Annotated in this window: 21 protein-coding genes; 7 read left to right on the forward strand and 14 right to left on the reverse strand. The window is 70.0% G+C overall.

What is annotated here, in order from left to right; translation table 11 throughout:
* Positions 1–16: 16 nt before the first annotated feature.
* From ABZ463_RS17165 to ABZ463_RS17190, 6 genes are all read right to left on the reverse strand, one after another.
* Entirely contained in the window at positions 17–556 is a 540-nt protein-coding gene (locus ABZ463_RS17165; protein ID WP_184713291.1) for an ATP/GTP-binding protein, read from the reverse strand.
* Positions 557–563: 7 nt separating this feature from the next.
* Positions 564–962, reverse strand: coding sequence for a DUF742 domain-containing protein (locus tag ABZ463_RS17170; protein WP_352009542.1), 399 nt, complete (start codon positions 960–962; stop codon positions 564–566).
* 9 nt (positions 963–971) lie between these two features.
* The gene (locus ABZ463_RS17175) at positions 972–1394 is read right to left on the reverse strand and encodes a roadblock/LC7 domain-containing protein (protein WP_184713289.1); all 423 of its coding nucleotides are present in this window, start codon (positions 1392–1394) and stop codon (positions 972–974) included.
* Positions 1391–4477 (reverse strand): nitrate- and nitrite sensing domain-containing protein, encoded by a 3087-nt coding sequence (locus ABZ463_RS17180; protein ID WP_352009543.1) that lies wholly within the window; start codon positions 4475–4477, stop codon positions 1391–1393. Before ABZ463_RS17180 ends, ABZ463_RS17175 begins: the two co-directional genes overlap by 4 nt.
* A 126-nt stretch (positions 4478–4603) precedes the next feature.
* A complete protein-coding gene (locus ABZ463_RS17185; RefSeq protein ID WP_352009544.1) occupies positions 4604–6010 on the reverse strand; it encodes an aldehyde dehydrogenase family protein in 1407 nt (468 codons plus the stop codon).
* Positions 6011–6045: 35 nt separating this feature from the next.
* Entirely contained in the window at positions 6046–7185 is a 1140-nt protein-coding gene (locus ABZ463_RS17190; protein WP_362776955.1) for a nucleotide disphospho-sugar-binding domain-containing protein, read from the reverse strand.
* A gap of 258 nt (positions 7186–7443) precedes the next feature.
* Between ABZ463_RS17190 and ABZ463_RS17195 the strand changes: the two genes are divergently transcribed.
* Positions 7444–8052: a TetR family transcriptional regulator gene (locus ABZ463_RS17195; RefSeq protein WP_352009546.1), complete on the forward strand. Its 609-nt coding sequence runs from the start codon at positions 7444–7446 to the stop codon at positions 8050–8052.
* On the opposite strand, the gene ABZ463_RS17200 is transcribed toward ABZ463_RS17195, so the two are convergent.
* From ABZ463_RS17200 to ABZ463_RS17215, 4 genes are read right to left on the reverse strand one after another with little or no spacing between them, the layout of a single operon-like run.
* A complete protein-coding gene (locus ABZ463_RS17200; protein ID WP_362776958.1) occupies positions 8046–9413 on the reverse strand; it encodes an ATP-binding cassette domain-containing protein in 1368 nt (455 codons plus the stop codon). The genes ABZ463_RS17195 and ABZ463_RS17200 overlap by 7 nt on opposite strands.
* On the reverse strand, positions 9413–10186 hold the full coding sequence (locus tag ABZ463_RS17205; protein WP_362776960.1) for an ABC transporter permease: 774 nt from the start codon (positions 10184–10186) through the stop codon (positions 9413–9415). Before ABZ463_RS17205 ends, ABZ463_RS17200 begins: the two co-directional genes overlap by 1 nt.
* Positions 10179–11054: an ABC transporter permease gene (locus tag ABZ463_RS17210; RefSeq protein WP_362776962.1), complete on the reverse strand. Its 876-nt coding sequence runs from the start codon at positions 11052–11054 to the stop codon at positions 10179–10181. The genes ABZ463_RS17205 and ABZ463_RS17210 overlap by 8 nt, the downstream gene beginning before the upstream one ends.
* Positions 11051–12178 (reverse strand): spermidine/putrescine ABC transporter substrate-binding protein, encoded by a 1128-nt coding sequence (locus tag ABZ463_RS17215; protein WP_352009550.1) that lies wholly within the window; start codon positions 12176–12178, stop codon positions 11051–11053. The genes ABZ463_RS17210 and ABZ463_RS17215 overlap by 4 nt, the downstream gene beginning before the upstream one ends.
* Positions 12179–12539: 361 nt before the next feature.
* Here ABZ463_RS17215 and ABZ463_RS17220 point away from each other — a divergent pair, with 361 nt between their 5' ends.
* Together ABZ463_RS17220 and ABZ463_RS17225 are read left to right on the forward strand one after the other, a co-directional pair.
* Positions 12540–13451 carry a hypothetical protein gene (locus tag ABZ463_RS17220; RefSeq protein ID WP_362776965.1) on the forward strand — a complete coding sequence of 304 codons (912 nt, stop codon included), beginning with the start codon at positions 12540–12542 and terminating at the stop codon, positions 13449–13451.
* Positions 13452–13533: 82 nt separating this feature from the next.
* On the forward strand, positions 13534–14511 hold the full coding sequence (locus ABZ463_RS17225) for an SIS domain-containing protein (RefSeq protein WP_362776968.1): 978 nt from the start codon (positions 13534–13536) through the stop codon (positions 14509–14511).
* A gap of 6 nt (positions 14512–14517) precedes the next feature.
* Here the strand turns inward: ABZ463_RS17225 and ABZ463_RS17230 are convergent, their stop codons facing one another.
* Positions 14518–14904, reverse strand: a complete 387-nt coding sequence (locus ABZ463_RS17230; protein WP_352009553.1) for a DUF742 domain-containing protein — start codon at positions 14902–14904, stop codon at positions 14518–14520.
* A gap of 3 nt (positions 14905–14907) precedes the next feature.
* The gene (locus ABZ463_RS17235; RefSeq protein WP_362776970.1) at positions 14908–17349 is read right to left on the reverse strand and encodes a nitrate- and nitrite sensing domain-containing protein; all 2442 of its coding nucleotides are present in this window, start codon (positions 17347–17349) and stop codon (positions 14908–14910) included.
* A 353-nt stretch (positions 17350–17702) separates the two neighbouring features.
* Between ABZ463_RS17235 and ABZ463_RS17240 the strand changes: the two genes are divergently transcribed.
* The 4 genes from ABZ463_RS17240 to ABZ463_RS17255 all read left to right on the forward strand — a co-directional run bounded on the left by ABZ463_RS17240 (position 17703) and on the right by ABZ463_RS17255 (position 22676).
* The gene (locus tag ABZ463_RS17240) at positions 17703–18779 is read left to right on the forward strand and encodes a betaine/proline/choline family ABC transporter ATP-binding protein (RefSeq protein WP_362776972.1); all 1077 of its coding nucleotides are present in this window, start codon (positions 17703–17705) and stop codon (positions 18777–18779) included.
* A 119-nt stretch (positions 18780–18898) separates the two neighbouring features.
* Complete coding sequence (locus ABZ463_RS17245; protein ID WP_362776974.1) at positions 18899–20776, forward strand: ABC transporter permease subunit; 1878 nt, start codon at positions 18899–18901, stop codon at positions 20774–20776.
* On the forward strand, positions 20773–21732 hold the full coding sequence (locus ABZ463_RS17250; protein WP_362776976.1) for an ABC transporter substrate-binding protein: 960 nt from the start codon (positions 20773–20775) through the stop codon (positions 21730–21732). Before ABZ463_RS17245 ends, ABZ463_RS17250 begins: the two co-directional genes overlap by 4 nt.
* Complete coding sequence (locus ABZ463_RS17255) at positions 21729–22676, forward strand: ABC transporter substrate-binding protein (protein ID WP_352009558.1); 948 nt, start codon at positions 21729–21731, stop codon at positions 22674–22676. The genes ABZ463_RS17250 and ABZ463_RS17255 overlap by 4 nt, the downstream gene beginning before the upstream one ends.
* A gap of 63 nt (positions 22677–22739) precedes the next feature.
* On the opposite strand, the gene ABZ463_RS17260 is transcribed toward ABZ463_RS17255, so the two are convergent.
* Together ABZ463_RS17260 and ABZ463_RS17265 are read right to left on the reverse strand one after the other, a co-directional pair.
* Positions 22740–23327: an ATP/GTP-binding protein gene (locus tag ABZ463_RS17260; RefSeq protein ID WP_352009559.1), complete on the reverse strand. Its 588-nt coding sequence runs from the start codon at positions 23325–23327 to the stop codon at positions 22740–22742.
* Entirely contained in the window at positions 23308–23670 is a 363-nt protein-coding gene (locus tag ABZ463_RS17265; RefSeq protein ID WP_352009560.1) for a DUF742 domain-containing protein, read from the reverse strand. The genes ABZ463_RS17260 and ABZ463_RS17265 overlap by 20 nt, the downstream gene beginning before the upstream one ends.
* Positions 23671–23673: the final 3 nt, after the last annotated feature.

Raw genomic sequence — 23673 nt, forward strand, 5'->3', positions numbered from 1 at the left:
CACCGGGAGAGAAAGATCAGACGCGAAGCGTCAGAACGTGTTCGACCAGGGTGATCAGGGTCGACTTGACCGCGTCCCGCGAACGGGCGTCGGTCCGTACGACGGGGATGTGCGGAGAGATCGTCAGAGCCTCCCGCACCTCCTCCTCACCGTGTAAGTGCGTACCGCCGAAGCCGTTGAGGGCGACGACGAACGGCAGCCCCGCCTCCTCGAAGTAGTCGATCGCCGGGAAGCTGTCGGCCAGCCGCCGGGTGTCGACCAGCACGATCGCGCCGATGGCGCCCTTGACGAGGTCGTCCCACATGAACCAGAACCGGTGCTGACCCGGCGTACCGAACAGGTACAGGATCAGGTCCCGGTCCAGCGAAACCCGGCCGAAGTCCATGGCCACCGTGGTGGTCCGCTTGGTCGGGATGTGCGAGAGGTCGTCGACCTCCGCGCTGGCCTCCGTCATAACCGCTTCCGTGGTCAGCGGCATGATCTCGGAGACCGCTCCGACGAAGGTCGTCTTGCCGACACCGAATCCTCCGGCGACAACGATCTTCGTTGACGTCATTCCGGCGTCAGAGCCTGCGAAGCCCACTGAGCACCCTTTCAAGCAAGTTGAGATCCGGCTTTCCGGCATCCAGCGACGGCTGGTGGATCTGCACCAGGCCCTCGGTCGCCATGTCCGCGATCAGCACCCGGGTCACGCCCAGTGGCATGCGCAGCAGGGCGGACAACTCCGCCACCGAGCGCACCTGCTGGGACAACGAGATGATCGCCTGGTACTCCGTGGAGAGCGTGGCGGTGTCCACGCTCATGAAGGTCGCCGAGGAGACCAGGGCCTCCAGAGCGAGCTGCATGCGGGGCGCCGTCCTGCCTCCGGTCACAGCGTACGGACGAATCAGACGATTACGTCCGCTCTTGGCCTGAGGCGTGCTTGGGGGTTCCTCACCCGGGCGCCAACCTGGTGCGTCCATATCACCTCCCTATCGCTGAGCCGACTGCAACTCGGCCCGAAGAGCAGGTGTCAACGCCTGCCCCGCGCGCTCAGCCAGCATGGTCATCTGGTAGGCCACCAGGCCCATGTCACAGTCCGGCGAGGCCAGTACGGCCAGCGCGGAGCCGTCGCTGATCGACATCGTCAGCAGGAGACCCCGCTGCATCTCGATCACGGTCTGCGCGACGGGACCGCCCTCGAAGACCCGGGAGGCTCCCTGGGTCAGGCTGATCAGACCGGCCGTGATCGCGGCGAGCTGGTCGGCGCGGTCCTTCGGGAAGCCCTGCGAGTAGGCCAGCGGAAGACCGTCCGCGGAGACGATCACCGCGTGGGCCACACCGGGCATCTCCTTGACGAACTCGGTGATCAGCCAATTGAAGCCTCGGGCGGCCTGACTGAGTTGGTGGTTCACTGGTTCTCTCCCTCAGCGGCGTTCAACCGCTCGATCATCTCGGCGCGGCCCTGCCGTATGCCTTGCTGGAAACTGGACAGACGACTACGCACCCGCTCCGCCGATATCGGGGGCAGCGGGGCCACCGGAGTGCTCGGGGCCGGGGCGGCCGTTCCGGGCACGAGGTTGGCCTTCGGCACCCGCTTCGGCAGGCCCGAACCGGTTACACCGCCCTCGACGGGCTTCTTCGCGACCTCGGCCGCGGCCCATCCCTGGTCGGACGGGGAACTCCACGGCTGCCTCTCCGGCTGCTCCTCCGAAGGAGGCGGTCCCTGGCGCCCCGGCCGCCTGATGGGCAGCACGGGCGACTCCTCCTGGAGCGACCGCTCCGGTGAGGGCGTCTCCTGCCTTTCCTCCTCCGCGGGCTCGGCTTCGGCCTCGGGGTCGGCCACGAGCTCGGCGGAGGTGTTGCGGAACCAGTCCGATCCTACCGCCGCGAAGATCGGCAGGAACTCCTCGGGCTCGGGCTCCGTCGGCGACACCTCGACCGCGGGCAGGGCCTGGGTGTGGTCCGGAACCTCGCGCCTGGGCGGCGTCCACGGGTCGACCGGCGGCATCTCCGGCCATGCGGGCGGCTGCCCGCCCCTCGGTGGTTCGCCTCCCGGGAACGGCGACTGCGTCGTGGAGAACGACGAGTCGGCGGGGAAGGAGGGGTGGGCGGCCGGGAACGAGGGCTCGGCCGGGAAGGACGGCGGCGCCGCGGGGAAGGACGGCTCGGCCAGGAAGGACGACTCCGACTGACGCGGCGGCTGCGCCGTGGGGAAGGACGGGTCCCCCGCCGGGAACGACGGATGCGCCGGCGGGAAGGACGGCGGGGACGGGGTGAGCGGCGAGGCCCACAGGTCCTCGACCGCCGCCGCGGAGACGACCGGCGCCGACCACAGGTCCGCGACCGAGGGGGCCGGGGTCTGCGGGATCGAGGGCTCCGGAGCGGGCGGGACCGGCAGGGACGGCTGGGCGGGCGGGGCCTGCCTGACGGCGCCCATCGAGGGAACGCTCCCGAACGGGTCGGAGCTGGGCGCCCCGCTGAACGGGTCGTTGCCGGACAGGGCCGAGGGGCCGTTCTGACCGGCCATGGCCAGCTGCGGCATGAGCGGCGACTGGGCGACGACCTGCGGGGGAAGCAGCACGACGGCGCTCAGGCCGCCGGTCTCGGGACGGCGCAGCTGGACCCGGATACCGTGACGCATGGCCAGCCGGCCGACCACGAACAGGCCCATTCTGCGGGAGACCGACAGGTCGACCGCGGGGGGCTCGGCCAGACGACGGTTGGCCTCGGCCAGCTCCTCGTCGCTCATGCCGATTCCCGAGTCGGTGACCGCCAGGATGATGGCCCCCGTCTCGTTGGCGTTGCCGCTCACCATGATCTTGGTGTCCTGCGGCGAGAAGAAGATGGCGTTCTCGACGAGCTCCGCGATCAGGTGGACGATGTCGTTGACGGCGGAGCCAACGATCATGGTACCCGCCTCGACCCGCAGGCCGACGCGTTCGTAGTTCTCGACCTCCGACAGGGAGGCTCGCACGACGTCGCTCAGCGGAACCGGCTCACTCCACCTGCGGCTCTGCTCCTGACCCGCGAGGACCAGGAGGTTCTCGGAGTTACGGCGCATGCGGGTGGCCAGGTGGTCCAGCTTGAAGAGGCTGGCCAGCTGGGCGTCGTCCTGCTCGCCCTGCTCCAGGTCGTCGATGAGGTCGATCTGCCGTTCCACGAGCGACTGGGTGCGCCGGGAGAGGTTGATGAACATCGCGTTGACGTTGTTACGCAGCCTGGCCTCGTCGCCCGCCAGGCGGATGGCCTCGCGGTGGATCTCGTCGAAGGCCCGGGCGACTTCCCCGATCTCGTCGCGGGAGTCCACGTCGATGGGGGAGACCTCCACGCTCGGATCGGCCTCACCGGTCTCCCGCAGCACGCGGACGGTCTCCGGCAGCCGGTTGCCGGCCACCTCCAGGGCCTCGCTGCGCAGCTGGCGCAGCGGCCTGACCAGCGTTCCCGCCACCCAGGCGGTGACGAGCAGGATCATGATCAGCAGGACCAGGATCGTCGCACCGGTGACGATGGCGTTCTGCTCCTCGGCGGCCTGCAGCTCCTGGCTTCGGGAGGTGACCGAGGCGGCCAGGCTTCGCTCGACGGCGTTCAGTCCGTCGACGAGGGCCGAGGAGGCCTCGTACCAGGCGTTCATGCCCATCTCCCTGGGCAGGCCCAGGTTCTCGCGCATCCGGGAGATGACCAGGGCGCGCATGGCGTCGGCCTTGGAGATCTTCGGGTCGGTGAGCACGTCGTTCAGACGCTTGATGTCCGTCGTCGACGCGGTGGACCGGAAGGTGGACATCGCGTTGAGCTGGCCCTTGTAGGCGCCCAGGAAGTCGGCGGGGTCGTCGAAGTCGAACCGGCCCTCGATGCGGGCGACGAGCAGAATGCCGCGCTGCCTCGCGACCTGCTCTCTTGCCTGGGTGAGGGCGCCGAGCGCGAGGACGTCACCGACCAGACGTTGGTCACGGGCGCTGCGGCCCAGATCGTCGTGTAGCGTCATGAAGTCGGCGATCATGCGCGTGTACATGCCGAGGGCGGCACGAGGAAGCACGTCGCCGCTGGTGAGAGCCTTTCTCAGGCTGAACAGGCCGTTGAGCCAGTTGCGGACCTGGGCGACCTCGGCGACGATGCGCGGCTCCTGGTCGTCGCCCAGGGCGTCGATCGCGGTGAGCACCTTCGTACGGGTCAGGTCGACCCGGCCCTGCATGTCCTTGACCCTGGCCAGGCGCGCCTGCCTGCGCCGGTCGGCGATGTACCAGGCGGTGAGGTCACGCTCGTCGGCCATCTCGTAGGACAGGTCGGTGAGCTGCTCGATGAGCGAGGCGACCTCGGCGTTCTTGCGGTATTCGGTGGCGCCGGTCAGCGAGTTGGTGAGCTGGAGTCCACTCAGCACCACCGCCGCGGCCGTGGGGAGCAGGATCAGCGCGACCAGACGGGGACGCACGCGCCAGTTCGAGGGCAGGAAGCGACTGCCCACCGCTGACTCACGGTGGTTGCGGCGGTCTTGTGTCATCACTGGCCTACGTAACCCCTCGCCGGTTTTGGATACGGCGGTAGCAATTTGAGCACATCCTTTATGTCACTTCGAATGGAGTATGTGCCGCTAAATCCCCACAAAAGGGATATTTGGCGACAAACCTCACGAGGGCCGGAAGGATTCTCTCGCCTCCGGAACCTGGTGCTTGATCATCAAATGGCGCGTAACCGAGTACGCCTGGACCGCCTCCTGACTCATGTCCTTGCCGAAGCCACTGCCCTTGACCCCGCCGTGCGGGGCCTCCGACGCGATGGGCAGATGGTCGTTCACCCAGGTCACACCCACGTCGAGTCGATGGGAGACGCGTAGTGCCCGCGCCACGTCCGTGGACCAGACCGAAGAGGCTAAACCGTACCTGGTGTCGTTGGCCAGCCGTACCGCCTCGTCCTCGTCGTCAAACGGTAGAGCCAGAAGGACCGGTCCGAAAAGCTCTTCTTGGGCGATCTCACTGTCCTGTGTCACTCCCGTGACCAGCGTGGGCGGGTAGTAGAAGCCCGGCCCCTCCTCCGGGACGCCGCCCAGCGCCACCGAGGCGCCCGCGGCGACCGCCCGCTCGACGAAGCCGTGCACGCGTTCGCGGTGCTCACCGGAGATCAGCGGGCCGATGTCGGTCGCCGGGTCCCACGGGTCTCCCGTCCTGATCCCCTCAAGCGTCGCGCGCAGCGCCTCGACGGCCTGGCCGTACACCTCGCGGGCGATGTAGACGCGGGTCGCGGCGGTGCAGTCCTGGCCGGTGTTGTAGGTCGCGCCCATCGCGACCCCCCTGGCCATGTCGGCCAGGTCGGCGTCACCGAAGACCAGCGCGGGCGCCTTGCCGCCGAGTTCCAGGTGGACCTGCTTGGGGAGGACCGCCGCACCGCGCATCACGGCGCGGCCCGTCTCGGTCGAGCCGGTGACGCTCACCAGGTCCACGCCGGGGTCGGCGACCAGCGCCTGGCCCACCTCCGCGCCACCGAGGACGACCTGGAGCAGCCCGTCGGGCGCTCCCGCCCCGGCGAACAGCTCGGCCAGCCGCAGCGTGGTGCCCGGCGTGCGCGGCGCGGGCTTGACGACCACCGCGTTGCCCGCGGCGAGCGCGGGGCCGAGCTTCCACACCGCCATCACCAGCGGGAAGTTCCACGGAGCGATCGCCCCGACGACGCCGACGGGACGGCGCACCAGCACCGAGGTGTAGCCGGGGCTGAGCACCCCGGCCCCGGTTCCCTCAAGCGAGCGCGCGGCCCCGGCGAAGAAGCGCAGGTTGTCCACGGCGAAGGGCAGTTCGCCCTCGCGGAAGACCGAGGCGGGCTTGCCCGTCTCGCCGACCTCAAGCCGGGTGAGTTCCTGGGCGTCGGCCTCGACCAGGTCGGCGAAACGCAGCAGCACCCTGGCCCGCTCGGCCGCGGTCGCCCCGCTCCACTCCTGGTAGGCCTCGCGGGCCCGCCGTACGGCCGCCGCGACCCCGGCCACCGGGGTGTCACGCGCCTCGGACAGGAACTCCCCGGTCGCCGGGTTGATCAACGTGCTCATGGAACTTCTCTCGTCATGTCATGGTGCCGGGGGCGTCAGGCTCCGGCCCGCTCGATCAGGTCGGCGGCCCGGCGCAGGCCGTCGCGGCGGCGGATCTCCTCACCCGCCGCGGCGAGCCGCTCACGCAGCGCGGTGTCACCGAGCAGCCTGTCCAGCGCGCCGGTCAGTTCCTCGTCGGTGAAGGTGTAGGGGGCCAGGCGCACGCCGTAGCCCAGTTCGTCGACGCGCTGGGCGTTGTCGTACTGGTCCCAGAACAGGGGAAGCACGATCATCGGCTTGCCGAAGTGCAGCGCCTCGGTCGTGGTGTTGTTGCCGCCGTGGGTGATGACCAGGTCGACCAGCGGGAGGATCCTGGTCTGCGGCAGGAACTCCGCGCCCCACATGTTCTCCGCGAGCTTGATCTCCTCGTGCAGCGGGCCCTTGGAGACGACGAAGCGGTGCGGCGTCGTGCCCAGCACGTCGATCACCCGCTGCATCAGCGCGACGTCCGCCGAGCCGAGCGAGCCGAGCGAGAAGTAGACGAGGGCGCCCTCCCCCGAGGCCAGCGGCTCGGGCAGCGCGAAGTCCTCGTCGGTCTCGCGCACCGAGGAGTCCAGCCGGTGCCAGGTGTCGCCGAGCGGCCTGTCACCGGTGTAGTCGAGGACCTCGGGGAAGACGTAGAGGTTCAGGTCGCCCTCGTGGACGAAGTCCAGGTCGGGCAGCGGCGGCGCCCCCTGGGCGACGACCCACTCGTTGAAGGAGGTCCACACCTCACGGTGGGTCCTGTCGTACTCGGCGCGGAAGGCCTCCCACTCGGAGCGGTCGTCGGCGGGCAGCCCGGAGAAGACCGGCGCCACGCCCTCGCCGCGCACCTCAAGCGGGTTGCAGGAGACGATCCTGACGAACGGTTTGCCCGCGGTGAGCAGCGCGGGAAAAGTGATCACGTTGTCCTCTACGATCACGTCCGGCCTGACGCGCTCGATAATCTCCTTCAACCGCGGTTCGCAGTACTTCACACCGTCGATGAGCGCGTCCCAGATCGGCTTGGTCACCGTCTCAAGCTGCTCGGCGGTCGACTTGCGATATTCCGGCGCGGTGTCCCGGATGAAGTCCTTCCAGAACTGTCCCGGGTCCTGCTCCTCTTCGGCCGGGGGCGCCAGGTCTACCAGGTCCTCCTCGAATCCGAGGGCGGTCAATTTCCCTTTCCATGAAGCCTCAGCTGCGAAAACGACTCGGTGGCCGCGCTTGCGAAGAATGTCACCGATGCCGATGCAGTTGTTCGTGGGTCCGTAGGCGCTTTCCGGCATGAACAGGATCGTGAGTGACATCACGCCTCCAAGTGACTGGGAGTTATGCGGCTTGAAGAATGATTCAATACTTGCTCTAGCTAAAACGCTAGGAAACGGTCACTATGGACCCCGGTACTGAACCGGGTCCCGAACGAGTGGGGGAATATGACGCGCAAGAGACGGGCGGATCGGCGCCTCGATCTCATCGCCGCCGCACACCGGGCGATCATCCGGCACGGCACCGAGGGGGTGCACCTCAACCACGTCGCCGAGGAGGCCGGTCTGACCTCCGGCGCCGTGCTGTACCACTACCCCCAGCTCGGCGAACTGCTGGTCGACGCGCACCACGCCGGCATGGAGCGCTTCTACGAGCAGCGGATCAAGCGGATCAGCGGCATGCGCGACCCCGTCGAGAAGCTTGTCGTGACCATCCGCTCCGGTCTGCCACACGGTCCCGACGATCCGGAGGTCCGGCTGCTCAACGAGCTCGGCGGAGCCGCGCCCCGCAACAGGATGTACGCCCTGCTGCTCACCACGCTCTACGACCGCCAGGTCTCGATGTACCAGAGCATCCTGGAGACCGGAGCCGCGCTGGGGACCTTCACCCTGTCCGACGACTCCCTGGTCATCGCGCGCAACCTCGTCGCGCTCGAAGACGCGTACGGTTACCGCATAACGGCCCGCCACCCGGTGATCGGCCCGGATGAGGCGGCGGAGCTGATCCTCGCCTACGCCAGGACCGCCACGAACAACCCGCTCAAGACGTCTCATTGAGGGATCAGCACCCCGTCCTCCGCCGCCCAGGTGAGGGTCACCGAAGACCCCACCTGGACCCGCGTCGCCCCCTGCGTCGCCACAAGGACCACGCCGTCGCGACCGGGCACGAGAACCGAGACGTGTGACACGCCGCCGTAGAAGCTGACATCGGCCACCCTCCCCCGCAACGCTCCGGCAGCCTCAGTGGCCTCAGAAGGCGTATTGTCCACATCCGGGCCCTTGTCAGCGGATGCCGTCCCTTGGCCCTCAGTGACGACCTCAGCGTCCTGCAGGGCCTCCTGCGCCGCCTGCCCGGTGTCACCGGAGGCGTTCTCCCGCTCGGCGGTCCCGGAGGCGTCGTCACCGCCGTTCTCAGAGAGCCGCTCAGCGCCGTTTTCCGCGTCCTCGCCCACGCCGTCGCCGCTCTCAGAGGCGCTCACGGAGGCGCTCTCGGCAGTGCTCTCGGCAGTGCTCTGGACGACGCTTTCGACGGTGCTCTCGACGGCGTCACCCGGATCCGGCGCCACGGGTTCCGCGACCTCCGTGAGCCTGATCCGCTCCGGCCGTACGGCCAGCAGCGCCGCCGCCCCCTCGGGCAGCCCGTCCGGCCCGGCCAGCACGCCGACTCCCTCGCAGGTCAGCCCGCCCGCGCAGGCCGTACCCGTGAAGAGGTTGTTGGCCCCGACGAACCCGGCGACGAACGGCGTCGCGGGCCGTTCGTACAGCGTGACCGGGGCGTCCACCTGCTCGACCCGGCCCGCGGACAGGACGGCGATCCGGTCGGCGAGCGACATCGCCTCCTCCTGGTCGTGGGTGACCACGACGAAGGTGATCCCGACCTCGTGCTGGAGCCGCTTGAGTTCGAGCTGCATCTCGGCGCGGACCTTCTTGTCCAGCGCGGAGAGCGGTTCGTCCAGCAGCAGCAGCCTGGGCCGTTTCACGATCGCCCTGGCCAGCGCGACCCGTTGCCGCTGGCCTCCGGAGAGCCTGTCCGGCCTGCGGCCCGCCGCCTCGGCCAGGCCGACCTTCGCCAGGACCTCGGCGACCCGCTCCCGGATCTCGGCCTTGGGCAGCCGCTCCCGCTCAAGGCCGTAGGCGACGTTCTTGGCCACGGTCATGTGCGGGAACAGCGCGTACGACTGGAACATGAGGTTGACCGGGCGGCGGTGCGCGGCCTGGGTGAGCAGGTCGGCGCCGTCGAGGGTGACGGTGCCCGCGTCCGGCGTCTCGAAGCCCGCCAGGATCCGCAGCAGGGTGGTCTTGCCGCAGCCGCTCGGGCCGAGCAGCGCGAAGAACTCGCCCTGGCGGATCTCCAGGGAGACCCCCGACAGCGCCGTGACGTCGCCGAAACGGCGGCTGACATCTGTGATCTGCAGCATCAGGACAGTGACTCCGTCAGTCGGGTCATCCGCTGGGCCGCGATCACCACCGTGAAACTCACGGCCAGCAGCAGCGTCGCCAGCGCGTTGATCTCCGGGGTGACCCCGAAGCGGACCATTGAGTAGATGACGATGGGCAGGGTCGGCGTGGTCGGCGCCGCGGTGAAGAAGGCGATCACGAACTCGTCGACGGAGAGCGTGAACGCCAGCAGCGCGCCCGCCGCGATGCCCGGCATGAGCTGCGGCAGCGTGACTCGCACGAACGTGGTGAACGGCGAGGCGCCCAGGTCCTGCGAGGCCTCCTCAAGGGAGTCGTCCACGTGGGTGAGCCGGGTGCGCACGACCGCCGTCACGAACGCCATGCCGAAGACCGTGTGCGCGAGCAGCACCGAGTGCAGGCCGAGCGTCTTCCTGACCGCCGCGTAGAAGACCAGCAGCCCGATGGCCAGCACCAGGTCGGGCAGTACGGCCGGCAGCACGCTGAGCGTGTCGAGCACCCGTGACCTGGTGTGCCTGGCCAGGCCCACGGCGAGCAGGGTGCCGAGCACGGTCGCGAGCGCCGTCGATCCCGCGGCCACGATCAGCGTGTTGACCAGGCCCTCGCGTACCAGGGCGTTCCCGGCGAGCTTGCCGTACCACTTCAGGCTGAGGCCGGTGAAGGAGTAGGGCGACCTCCCCGCGTTGAACGACATGACGACGAGCACGACGATCGGCGTGTAGAGGAACACATAGGTCGCCCAGAAGGGGACGTGGAGGAGACGCGGTCTACGCACGGCGGACACTCCATGCCTGCAGGAGGAGCAGGACGACCAGCACCGCGAGCAGCGCCAGCGTGAGGGCGGACCCGAACGGCCAGTCCCGCGCGGTGAGGAACTGGTCCCTGATCAGGTTGCCGACCATGATCGAACGTCCGCCGCCGAGCAGTTCGGGGATGACGAAGTTCCCGAAGCTCGGGACGAACACGAACAGGCAGCCGGTCAGGACGCCGGGCAGCGTCAGCGGCAACGTCACCGAGAGGAACGTGCGGGCGGGCCTGGCCCCGAGGTTGGCCGAGGCCTCGGCCAGGCGGGGGTCGAGCCGCTCGATCGCCGCGTACAGCGGCAGCACCATCAGCGGCAGGTAGGAGTAGACCAGCCCGACGACGACGGTGCCCTGGTTGTACAGGAACTCGAAGGGGCCGAGACCGAGCCTGCCCAGGGCGGAGTTGACCAGCCCGGGGCCGCTCAGCAGCACGATCCAGGCGTAGACCCTGATCAGCAGGTTCGTCCAGAAGGGCAGCACGATCGCCACCAGCGCGACCGTCTTCCACTTCCTGGGAAGCCTGGCGATCAAGTACGCCGTCGGGTAGCCGAGCAGCAACGCGACCAGCGTGGCGATCAGGGCCGTCCGCAGCGAGCCGAGCAGGATGTCGAGGTAGATCGGATCGGCCAGGCGCACGAGGTTGTCCGCACTGGCCTCGTAGATGACCCCGCCGAAGCGCCCCCTGCGGAACAGGGAGAAGCTCAGGACCGTCACCAGCGGGATCAGCAGCAGGACGATCAGGTAGGCCAGCCCAGGCCCGAGGAAGACGAGCCGCTCCGCCAGACGTGACCGGCGCGACCGGGAGTTGACGGTCGCGCCGGAGACGGCGGGGGCTGTCACTGCGCTGCCTTGACCTCGGTGGCGAGTCGGGTGTACTTCGCGGAGTCATCGCCCAGGTCGACGATGGACTCGCCGGCGAGCAGCTGGGACGGGGTCATCTGCAGCGGCGCGTTCTTCTGCTTGAGCTCGGCGGGCAGCGCGTCCATGGCGGCCTTGTTCGGAACCTTGTAGAGGATGTTCCGCGCGGCCCAGCCGTGGATCTTCGGGTCCAGGATGAAGTTGATGAAGGCGTGCGCCGCCTCCTTGTTCTTGGAGCCGCGCAGCACGACCATGGTGTCGACCCACAGGTCGCTGCCCTCTCTGGGCACCACGAACTTGATGTTCTTCTCCGAGGTGGGGCACCAGCCGTCCCACGCCTCGACCATGACGGCCTCACCGCTCTTGAGGCGGTCGCCGAAGGTGACGTCGTCGTAGCCGAGCAGGTTCGGCTTGGCGGCGACCAGCTTCTCCTTGACCTTGGCCAGGTCCTGGTCGTTGCGGGTGTTGACGGACATCCCGAGCGCCTTGACGGCGGGCAGTGCCAGCCAGCGCTCGGTGGTCATCATGGTGACCTTCTTCCTGGCGTCCTCCGGCGGGCTGAGGATGTCGTTCCAGCTCGTCGGCGGCGTCTTCAGCAGGTCACTGCGGTAGCAGATGCCGGTCGTCCCCCAGGTGTAGGGGACGGAGAAGGCGTTGCCCGGGTCGAAGGCGAGCTCCTTGGCCTCGGGGTAGAGGTTGGCCAGGTTGGGGATGAGCTCGGGGTGGATCGGTTCGAGCAGGCCCGCCGCGTTGAGCGCCTGGGCGTACTGGCCGGAGACGAAGGCCACGTCGATACCGGTGTCGGCGCCCCCGGTCAGCTTGCCCATGATGATCTCGTTGGTGTCGTGCGTGGCCACCTTGAGCTTGAACCTGAGCTTCTCCTCGACCCGCGCGGCCAGGTCCTCGGGGGTATAACCCGGCCACACCGAGATGGTCACGCTCTGCTTGGACAGGTTCGCGTTGGGGTTGAGCTGCTCCGCCGACGCCGAGGGGGTCGCCTCGGGAAGGGCCGCCGTGGTTCCTCCGCCGCAGGCCGATACGGCTAATGCGAGACCGGCCACCAGGGTGACAGCCGGAAGACGACGGGGGTACCGGGCACGGGACACGGCCGCTACTCCTTCAGTTTTCGGGATAAGTGGTGGACACCGACCGTTACGGACACGGCAGACCAAACCAGGAGTGTTGCAGCCAACCATAACTTGGGCAAGACTTTGCGCGTCATCACCCCTGGAAAGTTTGGTCCGCCTGTTGCACTCCACTTCAATCTGGACTCGACTGAACACCGTGCCACAGGCGGGAGACGGCCGCAGTCACGCGCTGGTCGAGGCCCTGAACAGCGAGATTCCCCCTCCCTTCACGGTCAGGAGATTCGGCCCTCTCCCCTTCACCCCGATCTCCGACTTTTCAACAGGAGTTCAACTAACGGCCTCCCGTGTTATGGGTTCCGGCGCCGAGCGAGGGGTCGGCGTGGACCAGACCAACCACTCGGTGGTCGTCGGGGAGAGCGTGGTCGTCAAGTGGTTCACCCCGCCCGCCCCGCTCCCCCAGCCCGCCCCTGACGTGCTCGCCCACCTCGCGGAGACCGGTTTCACCGCGACCGCGACGCCGTACGCGGCGCTCTGCCGGGAGGGGAGGCTGCTCGCCCTGGTCACCGCCTACCTCCCCGGCGCGGTGGACGGCTGGCAGTGGTGCGTCGAGGAGGCCGCCGCGGGCCGTACGGCCTTCGCCGCCGACCTGGGCGCGCTGGCCGCCGACCTGCACGCGGCGCTCGCCACCCCCTCCGCGACCTTCCCCGACCCGGTACGGCGGGCGCACGACCTGGGGCGGGACCTGGCCGCCCGCGCCGAGAAGGCCCTGCGGGAGGCGCTCGCCCTGACCGGGGACACGGACGGGCGCTGGCTGCGCGAGCGCGCCGACGCGCTGCGCGCCGGGCTGGCGCCGCTGGCCTCGACCGGCCCGACGCCTCTCGTGCGCGTCCACGGCGACCTGCACGTGGGACAGATCCTGCGCTGGCGGGAGGGGTACGCGGTGATCGACTTCGACGGCAACCCCACCGTCACCGAGGCGGACCTCCACCAGCCCGTGGCCCGTGACCTGGCCCAGCTCACCACCAGCCTGGAGCACGCCGGGCAGGTCGCCGTCAGACGCCGCGGCGCCGACCCGTCGGCGACCGGCCGGTGGGCGGCCGAGGCCGTCGCCGTCCTCGGGGAGGCCTACCTGACCCGGCTGGCGGAGCACGGCCACGCCGGCCTGCTGGACCGTTCCCTGCTCCACCCGTTCGAGATCGAGCAGGAGTGCCGGGAGCTGATCTACGCCGCCCGGCACCTGCCCCGCTGGCGGTACGCCCCGATGGGCGTCCTGCGCTCCCGTTACCCGTGACAGCGCCCACCCGTGACAAACGCGTATGCGTCACCCGTGACGGCGCGCGAGCCGACGCCCTACGAGCCGACCAGGAGAGACCGTGAATCCCGAGCTGTACCTCGCCGACCTGGAGGCCAAGCCCGCCGCGCTGGCCGACCTCGCCGGGCTCCTCGCCGAGACCGACCCCTTCGCCGGGCTCCCCGGCCGGATCGGGCGGGTGCTCCTGCTGGGCATGGGCAGCTCACGGTACGCCGCGGGGGTCGCCGCGCTGCGGCTGCGGGCGGCGGGGGTCGAGGCGGTCGCCGAGTACGCCTCCGGTGACCTGCTGCCCCCGGCCCTCCCGGACACCCTGGTCGTCGCGATCTCCGCGACCGGCGGCAGCCGGGAGACCCTCGACGCGCTGGCCCGTTACCGGGGACGGTCCTTCGTGCTGGCGATGACCAACACCCCGGGTTCCCCGGTCACCGAGGGGGCCGACCTGGTGGTGCCGATGGCGGCGGGCGAGGAACGCGGTGGCGTCGCCTGCCGGACCTTCCAGCACACCCTGGCCCTGCTGCTGGCCCTGCGCGACCGTCTCACCGGCACCGGCACCGGCACCGGTGTGCCCGCGCTGCTGCGCCGTACCGCCGAGGCCACCGGCGACCTGCTCGAACGCCGTGACCTGTGGCTTGAGACGGCGGCCGAGCTGCTCGACGGGCCGGACGGCGTCCACACGATCGCCCCCGTCGAGCGCCTGTCCTCGGCCGAGCAGTCGGCGCTGATGTTCCGGGAGGGACCGCGCCGGGCGGCCGACGCCTGCGAGAGCGGCGACTGGTCCCACGTGGACGTCTACCTCACCAAGACCCTCGACTACCGCGCGCTGCTGTTCCCCGGCTCGCGCTACGACGACCAGGCGATGGAGTGGATCACCCGGCGCGGCTCGGCCGTCCTGGCGGTCGGCGGTGAGGTGCCCGGCGCCAGGGCGAGTGTGCGCTACCGGCACGACGACGACCGGGACGTCGCCCTGCTCACCGAGACCCTCGTTGCGGAGCTGGTCGCCGCGCGCTGGTGGCTCACGGGAGCCCTCGCGGAAGCCTGAGCCGGGTCAGAGGCGGTGCAGCCCGCTGAGGACCCGTTCGAGGGTGGCCAGGTCGGGACCGCCCGCCTCGCCCCTGGGACGGTGCACGCGCACCAGCCCCTCCGCCTCCATGTCGGAGATCAGGACCCGGGCCACGCCGAGGGGAACGCCCAGCAGGGCCGAGATCTCGGCGACCGAGCGGACCTGGTGGCACAGCTCGCTGATCGCGCGGTACTCCCGGACGTAGGACAGGCCGAGCCTGGCCGAGGTGGCCGAGGAGACCAGGGCCTCCATGGCGAGCCCGGCCGAGGGCGTCGTCCTTCCCCCGGTCACGGCGTACATCCTGACCAGGGAGCTCTCCTCCTCGGCCGGTTCGGCGGGCCGTTCGCCGTACCAGGGGTCGTGTCCCGCCATGGCTCAGCTCTCCCGTTTCGGGAGTTCGTTGCGGGCCCTGCGCACCCCGTCCTGGAAGCTCGACATCCGGGTGCGCGCCAGGTCGGCCGACCTGGCGTGCCTGGCCGGGGGCGGACCACCCGGGGGGCCGGCGACGGAGCCCGGCACCAGGTTCGCCCGCGGGGTACGGCGCGGCAGGCCGGAGGAGGTCGTCCCCCCGAGGGCCGGGTCGCCTGCGACCTTGGCCGCCTGCCAGCCGTCGTCCCCCGGGGAGGACCACGATTCCGGCTCTCCCGCCACGATCGGGACCTCTCCCGTCGATCCCGGACCTCCCGTCGAGGCCGAGCCGGAGAACGGGGGCGCGGCTCCGGCGCGGAACCAGCCCGACTCGACCGAGGCGAAGATCGGCAGGAACTCCTCCTCCTGCGCCGGGACCCCGGTGCCGGGCAGCGGTGTGACGACCTCCTCGGACACGATCGCGGGCGCCGCGAGGACCGCCGCCCCGTTGTGCGTGGTGACCGAGGTCAGGAGTGTCTCGGGCAGCAGGACCATGGCGGTCAGGCCCATCGCCTCCTGCGGACGGAGCTGGACGCGGATGCCGTGCTTGAACGCGAGACGGCCGACCACGAACAGGCCCATGCGGCGCGCGGTCGAGGCGTCGGCGCCCTGCGGGCCCGCCAGGCGCCGGTTCACCTCGGCGAGTTCCTCCGGCGTCATGCCGATGCCCTGGTCGGCCACCGAGATCATCACGCCCCCGCCGTCGATGACGCCGCTGGAGACCACGACCGGGTTCTCCTTCGGGGAGAAGGACAGCGCGTTCTCCAGCAGTTCGGCGAGCAGGTGGACCACGTCGCTGACCGCGGGGCCGATGACCGCGGCCTCCGCCTGGACTCGGATCGCCACCCGGTCGTAGTTCTCCACCTCCGACAGCGAGGCGCGGACCACGTCCATCAGCTCGACGGGGGTCCGCCAGCGCCGTGCGACCTCCTGACCGGCCAGGACGAGGAGGTTCTCGCTGTTGCGGCGCATCCGGGTCGCGAGGTGGTCGAGTTTGAACAGGTCGGCCAGGCGCCGGTCGTCGCGTTCGCCGCGTTCGAGCCGTTCGACCAGGGTGAGCTGGCGTTCGACCAGGGTCTGGCTGCGGCGGGAGAGGTTGACGAACATCGCGTTGACGGTGGTGCGCAGCCTGGCCTCCTCCCCCGCCAGCCGTACCGCCTCCCGGTGGACCTCGTCGAAGGCGCGGGCGACCTCGCCGATCTCGTCGCGGGACAGCACGCCGACCGGGACGACCTCGGCGGCGACCTCGCCGTCACGTGACTCGCGCACCTGCTGGACGTAGGCGGGCAGCCGGTCCTCGGCGATCCGCAGCGCCTCCCTCCGCAGCCGCCGCAGCGGCTTGACCAGCGAGCGTGCGACCCCGGTGGTGATCAGGAGCACGACCAGCAGCAGACCGGCGACGCCTGCGGCCGTCAGCAGGGCGCGGCTCTGCTCGGCGGCGCCGAGTTCCTGGCTGCGGGCGACGATGGCCTGGGTGTGCCGCCGTTCGATCTCGCGCATCCGGTCGATGGTGACGGTCGCCGCGTCGTACCACTCCTTGGCGTCGTCCTTCCTCGCCAGGTCGAGGCCTTTGAGGGAGGCGCCGGAGGAGGCGCGCAGCAGCACCAGTTCGCGGAGGAACTCGGCCCGGTCGGCGGTACGGCCGTCGGCGGTCTCGCCGAACAGGCGGCGTTCCTCGCTTCCGGCCTCGACGGCGAAGGCCCGGCGCGCGTTGCGTTCCTCGGAGAGCGCGCCGAGGAACCTCTCCATCTGGTCCTGTTCGAACCGGCCCGCGACCAGGACGACGGACAGCAGCGCCCGTTGCAGCGACAGGGCCTCCTTCGCCCTGGCCAGCGCCCCGAGGGTCAGCGCCTGGCCGAACAGCGCGTCGTCGTCGCTGCCCTTGCCGAGTTCGTCGTGGAGGGACAGCAGGTCGCCGATGACCAGGGTGTAGGCGTCCACGGCCGCGTCCGGCAGCAGCGAGGGGCCCATCGCCCGGTCCCGCAGCGGGCCGAGGTCGTCCAGCCGGGTGATCACGGTCTCGACCTCGTCCCTGGTCCGGCCGCCGACCGCGGTCCTGAGCAGGGCCGCGCCGTCCCGCACGCCCGTCGCCTCTGTGTCGACCGCCTCCATCTGCCGCCGTACGGCCTGCGTCTGACGCTGCGGACGGCCCTGGGCGACGTACCAGGAGGTCAGGTCCCGTTCCTGGGCCAGCGCGTGGGTGAGTGCCCCGATGTGGTCGGAGAGTCTGGCCAGGTCGTTGACCCGCTGGTAGTCGGTGGAGGCGCGCAGGGAGGCGGCGACCTGGATCCCGCCGAGCAGCACCGCCGCCGCCGTGGGAACCAGGATGAGCGCGACGAGCCTGGAGCGCACCCGCCAGTTCCGCAGGCGAAGGCCGCTGCCCGCCCCCTCGATCTTGTGTGTACTCACCGAACGCTGCCTCTCGGTGGACGAATACCGGCCGAATTTCCCACGGCCCCGGCAATTCGAGCACATCTCAACCTATTGGGCCAATCGAACACACCTTCATGAATGACTACTTATGGGACCACACCCCGGAAGTATCAATCCTCATTTCCAGACTGGAATCCTCGTTACGGACATCCTTATATATCCATTACGTTTTTATGCGTCACTTGACCGTTTACACCGTTCCAGTCAACAATTAAGGACAGCCGTTTAAACCACAAAACATCTCCAGAAGGCCACATCATTGTAATTGGCGATATTTCCCTCATATCTTGACTCACTACGTCCTTGGCCCACCGAATCCGGATGTCAGGTTGGAGGAGTCAGTGGTCCCGTCCGGCGGTGCCGCGATCGAGGTGCGCGGGCTGTGGAAGATCTTCGGCCCCGGCGCCGACCGCCTTCCCCGCAGCCTCCTCACCCGCCTGTCCCCTACCGAGCTCAGGGAGCGCACCGGCTGCGTCGCCGCGGTCAGGGACGTCACCCTCTCGGTACGGCCCGGCGAGGCGTTCGTCGTGATGGGCCTGTCGGGCAGCGGGAAGTCCACCCTGATCCGGTGCCTGACCCGGCTGGTCGAGCCGAGCGCCGGAGAGATCACGATCGCCGGGCAGGATGTGCGCACCGCCTCCCCCGCGCAGCTCAGGCAGCTGCGGCGGCACCGGGTGAGCATGGTCTTCCAGCACTTCGGCCTGCTGCCGCACCGGGGGGTCCTCGACAACATCGCCTACGGCCTGGAGATCCAGGGCGTCCCCAGGGCCAGGCGGCGGCGCAGAGCGGGGGAGCTGCTGTCCCTGGTCGGCCTCGACGGCTTCGCCGACGCCCGGCCCGACACGCTCTCCGGCGGCATGCGGCAGCGGGTCGGCCTGGCCAGGGCGCTGGCCTGCGAGCCCGAGGTGCTGCTGTTCGACGAGCCCTTCAGCGCGCTCGACCCGCTGATCCGCAGGGACATGCAGGCCGAGGTCACCCGCCTGCACCGCGAGGCCGGCACGACCATGGTGTTCGTCACCCACGACCTGTCCGAGGCGCTCAGGCTGGGCGAACGCATCGCGATCATGCGGGACGGCGGGATCGTCCAGCTCGGCACCCCCGAGGAACTGGTCGGCACCCCGGCCGACGGCCACGTGGCCGCCTTCGTCAGGGACGTGCCCAGGGGCGAGGTGCTCTCGCTGCGCTGGATCTGCCGCCGCCCGCGTGACGGCGAGCGCCTCGACGGCCCGCCCCTGCCCTCGGGGACCGTCATCCGCGACGCGGTGCCGACCGCGATGGGGACGGCGCTGCCGATCGTCGTCGTCGAGAACGGCCGGGCCGTCGGCGTCGTCGACCGGCTCGACCTGCTGTCCGCGATGAGCGGCCTGCCCGGCGCGGAAACGGCGACGGGAACGGGCCGCGTGTGACCTCCTCCCCTTTACGCTCCCCCTTGGGCTCCCCCTTGAGCTCCTCCGTGCGAGCCGCCCCGGCCCCGCCCGCCGTACCGGCGCTCACCGCCACGGCCGCGGCCACAGTGGCTGCCACAGTGCCGATCGCAGTGGCGGTCGCGGCGATCGTCGTGGCCTGCCACCTGCTCTTCGGGGGAAGCGCGACGCTGCCGCACGACGAGGACGCGGCGGCCTTCCGCCTCATCGGCGACCTGCGCGACTGGGTCGACGCCAACAGGAACGCCAGCCCGATCTTCCTGTTCCTGGTCAACTACGTGCGCCTGCTGGCCGGCGGCCTGAACGACGCCTTCGCCCTGCTCCTGCGGGAGCTCGGCTGGGCCGGAACCATGGGACTGGCGGGCGGGATCGGCTGGCTTGCCGGTGGGCCGAGGACCGCGGTGACCGTGCTGGCCGGGTTCTGCGCGTTCGGGGTGCTCGGTGTGTGGCCGGAGAGCGCCGAAACCCTCGCGCTCGTACTCGCCTCGGTCCTGCTCTCCCTGCTGCTCGGCCTGCCGCTCGGCGTGTGGGCCGGCCGCTCGGTACGGCTGCGCCGCCTGCTCGACCCGGTCCTCGACGTGATGCAGATCATGCCGACCTTCGCCTACCTGGCGCCGATGGTGCTGTTCTTCCAGATAGGACCGGCCGCGGCCGTCGTCGCCACGACGGTCTACGCGGTTCCCCCGGCGATCAGGATCACGGCGCTGGCCGTCGAGCGGGTCTCCCCCTCGGCGGTCGAGGCCTCGGCCTCGCTCGGCGCGACCCGCTGGCAGACGCTGCGCACGGTCCACCTGCCCCTGGCCCGCGCGACGATCGCGCTGGCCGTCGGCCAGACCGTCATGATGGCGCTGTCCATGGTGGTGATCGCCGCGCTGATCGCGGCCCCCGGCCTCGGCTCGGGCATCGTCACCGGCCTGTCCCGGGCCGATGTCGGCCTCATGCTCCCCTCCGGTCTGGCCGTCGTGGCGCTGGCCGTCGTCCTCGACCGGACGGTCGCCGCCTGCGCCGTACCGGGAGGACGGCCGCGCCGGGCCGTACTCGCCGCGGCGGTCCTGGCGCTCTGCGGCGCCGCCGCCTCCCTGCTGCTGGGCACCGGGTTCCCTCCCGGCTGGACGCTCCACCTGGCCGGACCGGTCAACGACGCCGTGACCTGGGCGAAGTTCTCCTGGTACGGCGTCACGGACGCGATCAGGAACCTCGTGACCGAGGCCCTGCTCAACCCGTTGCAGGAGGTGCTGACCTCCTCCCCGTGGTGGCTGGTCGCCGGGGTCGTGCTGGTGGTCGCCTGGCGCCGGGCCGGTCCCCGCGACGCCGTCGTCGCCGTCTGCTGCCTGCTGGCCACGGCCCCGCTCGGGCTGTGGCGGCACACCATGGAGACGCTGACCACCGTGCTGACCGGGACGGCGCTGACCCTGGCCGCCGGGCTCGCGCTCGGCGTCGCCGCGGCCCGCTCTCCCCGCTTCTCCGCCGTGCTGCGCCCGCTGCTCGACGCCGCGCAGACCATGCCGTCGTTCGTCTACCTGCTGCCCGCGCTGGCCCTGTTCGGCGCGAGCAGGTTCACCGCGGTCCTGGCCTGCGTGGTCTACGCCCTGCCCCCGGTCGCGCGGCTGGTCCAGGACGGGATCGGCGCCGTCTCCCCGGCGGCCGTCGAGGCCGCCCGATCCTGTGGCTCGACCGAGTGGCAGGTGCTGTGGAAGGTCCGCCTGCCCCTGGCCCGCGGGGCGATCCTGCTGGCCGCCAACCAGGGCGTCGTCATGACACTCGCCATGGTCGTGGTCGGCGGGCTGGTCGGCGGGGGCGGGCTCGGCTACGACGTCGTCTCCGGCTTCGCCCGGCGTGCCGACTTCGGCATGGGGCTCGCCGCCGGAGTGGCGACGGTTCTGGTCGGGGTCACGCTCGACCGGATCACCAGGGGCGCCGCGGAGCGCCCCGCCAGGAAGGTCTCCCGATGGTCTCCCGGAAAGAAGAGGATCTCATGAGGATCGGACGCAGCATCCGTCTGCTCGCCGGCGCCCTCACCGTCGCGCTTGCCGCGGGATGCGCGGGCGCCAGGGTCGAGACGGGTCAGGCCGCGGCGCCGTCGCCGGCGGACTCCGTCGTGCGGATCGCCGTCAACCCGTGGGCCGGTTACGAGGCCAGTACGGCGGTGCTCTCCCACCTGCTGGAGAAGAAGCTCGGCTACACCGTCAAACGCGAGAACCTCGCCGAGCAGGTCTCCTGGGAGGGCTTCGAGAAGGGCGACGTCGACGTCATCGTGGAGAACTGGGGCCACGAGGACCTGAAGAAGACCTTCATCCAGGACAGGAAGGTCGCCGTCGAGGCCGGTTCGACCGGCAACAAGGGCGTCATCGGGTGGTACATCCCCGGCTGGATGGCCAAGGAGTATCCCGGCATCACCGACTACCGCAACCTCAACAGGTACGCGAACCTGTTCAGGACCTCCGAGTCCGGCGGGAAGGGCCAGCTGCTCTTCGGCGACCCGTCCTACGTCAGCAACGAGGACGCCCTGATCAAGAACCTCGGGCTGAACCTGAAGGTCGTCGTGGCGGGCAGCGAGGCGGCGCTGATCGAGTCCGCGACCCAGGCGCAGCGCCAGCGCAGGCCGCTGCTGTTCTACTTCTGGAAGCCGCACTGGCTGTTCGACAGGATCGACCTGGTCAGGGTCGCCCTGCCCCCGCACACCGAAGGCTGCGACGCCGACCCCAAGAAGGTCGCCTGCGACTACGCGGAGCTGGACCTCGACAAGGTCGTGAGCAGGAGGTTCGCCGAGACCGGCGGCCGGGCCTACCAGCTGGTCAGGAACTTCTCCTGGACGAACGAGGCGCAGAACGCCGTCGCGAACGACATCGTCAACAACGGCCTGAGCGCCGAGGCCGCCGCGGAGAAGTGGATCAAGGCCAACGAGTCCGTCTGGTCCTCCTGGATGCCCCAGTGAGGGCACTGTCGCATCCGCTGACCCGCCTCGTGGCGGCGGCCGTACTGCTGGTGTGGCTGCCCGGGTGCTCCGCCCCGCAGCAGAGGCGGCCGGTGACCGGCGGCCTCGTACGGATCGCCGTCAACCCGTGGGTCGGCTACGAGGCCAGCGCCGCCGTCCTCGGTGTGCTGCTGGAACGGGAGCTCGGTTACACGGTGCGGAAGGTGCCGCTCAACGAGACAGAGTCATGGGAGGGAATGGAAAAGGGGACGGTCGACGTCATCGTCGAGAACTGGGGTCGTGAGGCGGAGAAGAAAACCTATATCGAGGACAGGAAAGTCGCGGTCTCCGCCGGGCGCAACGGCAACAGGGGTGTCATCGGGTGGTACGTGCCCCAGTGGATGGCCGAGCGATATCCCGGCATCACCGACTGGCGCAACCTCAACAAATACGCCGGGCTGTTCAGAACCAAGAAGTCCGGTGACGCCGGGCAGGTTCTCGACGGCGACCCCTCCTATGTCACCAATGACGAGGCGCTGGTGCGCAATCTCCGTCTCGACTACAAGGTGGTCTACGCGGGAAGCGAGAAGGCTCTGATCAACGCCGCGGAGGTCGCCACGGAACGGCGGACCCCGCTGCTGATGTACTTCTACGAGCCGCAGTGGCTGTTCACCCGGCTCAAGCTGGTCAAGGTCAACCTTCCCCCCTACGCGATCGGCTGCGACGCCGACCCCAAGAAGGTGGCCTGCGACTACCCGCCCTACCTGCTGGACAAGGTCGTGAGCAGGAGGTTCGCCGAGACCGGTGGCAGGGCCTACGAGCTGGTGCGCAACTTCACCTGGAGCAACGACGACCAGAACGCGGTGGCCGACGACATCGTCAACGCGAACATGACCCCGGAGAAGGCCGCGGAGAAGTGGGTCAGGGAGAACGCGATCGTCTGGAAGGACTGGATCCCCGCCTGACCGGCCGTACGGGAGAGAGCGGCGCGGGAGGGGGCCCTCCCGCGCGCGCCGTGCTCGGAGGTCTCAGACGGGCATGCCGTAGGCGGCGCGGACCCGCAGGACGTGCTCGACCAGCGTGATGAGCGTGCCCTTGACGGAGTCGCGGGAGCGCGCGTCGGTGCGCACGATGGGGACGTGCGGGGCGAGCGCCAGGGCCTCGCGCACCTCCTCCTCCGTGTGGAGGAACCTGCCGTCCCAACCGTTGATGCCGACCACGAAGGGGAGCTTGGCCTCCTCGAAGTAGTCGATCGCCGGGAAGCCGTCGGCCAGCCGCCGGGTGTCGACCAGGACCACCGCGCCGATGGCGCCCTTGACGAGGTCGTCCCACATGAACCAGAACCGGTGCTGGCCCGGCGTGCCGAACAGGTACAGGATCAGTTCCTGGTCCAGCGACAGCCTGCCGAAGTCCATGGCGACCGTGGTCGTCGCCTTGTTCGGGGTGAGGCCGAGGTCGTCGATGCCGGCGCTGGCGTCGGTCATCACCGCCTCCGTGGTCAGCGGCAGGATCTCGGAGACGGCACCCACGAACGTGGTCTTGCCGACGCCGAAGCCACCGGCGACGACGATCTTCGTCGACGTCAGGCCGCCACGGTTAGAGCCTGCGAAGTCCACTGAGAACCCTTTCGAGCATGTTGAGATCCGGTTGTCCCTTGTCGAGGCTCGGCTGGTGGAGGCGGACGAGTCCCTCGTCCGCCATGTCCGCCACCAGCACGCGGGCCACGCCAAGCGGGACCCTCAGCAGCGCCGAGATCTCGGCGACCGACCGGAACGCCCGGCACATCCTGATGATGGCCTCCTGCTCGGGGGTGAGCAGGGCCAGCTCCTCGTCCATGATGAACGAGGAGGAGACCAAGGTCTCGATCGCCATGTGGTAGCGCGGCTCGGCGCGACCGCCGGTGACCGTGTAGGGACGGAACAGGGGTTCCTCGTCCCCACTTCCATCACTCCCGAGCACGGC

The sequence above is a fragment of the Streptosporangium sp. NPDC020145 genome (assembly GCF_040631275.1).
In the GTDB taxonomy this organism is placed as follows: Bacteria; Actinomycetota; Actinomycetes; order Streptosporangiales; family Streptosporangiaceae; genus Streptosporangium.

Coding starts and splice junctions, on each gene's coding strand:
- ABZ463_RS17170 (WP_352009542.1), bottom strand. CDS start 962: ATGGACGCACCAGGTTGGCGCCCGGGTGAGGAACCCCCAAGCACGCCT.
- ABZ463_RS17230 (WP_352009553.1), bottom strand. CDS start 14,904: ATGGCGGGACACGACCCCTGGTACGGCGAACGGCCCGCCGAACCGGCC.
- ABZ463_RS17165 (WP_184713291.1), bottom strand. CDS start 556: ATGACGTCAACGAAGATCGTTGTCGCCGGAGGATTCGGTGTCGGCAAG.
- ABZ463_RS17195 (WP_352009546.1), top strand. CDS start 7,444: ATGACGCGCAAGAGACGGGCGGATCGGCGCCTCGATCTCATCGCCGCC.
- ABZ463_RS17185 (WP_352009544.1), bottom strand. CDS start 6,010: ATGAGCACGTTGATCAACCCGGCGACCGGGGAGTTCCTGTCCGAGGCG.
- ABZ463_RS17180 (WP_352009543.1), bottom strand. CDS start 4,477: ATGACACAAGACCGCCGCAACCACCGTGAGTCAGCGGTGGGCAGTCGC.
- ABZ463_RS17200 (WP_362776958.1), bottom strand. CDS start 9,413: ATGCTGCAGATCACAGATGTCAGCCGCCGTTTCGGCGACGTCACGGCG.
- ABZ463_RS17250 (WP_362776976.1), top strand. CDS start 20,773: ATGAGGATCGGACGCAGCATCCGTCTGCTCGCCGGCGCCCTCACCGTC.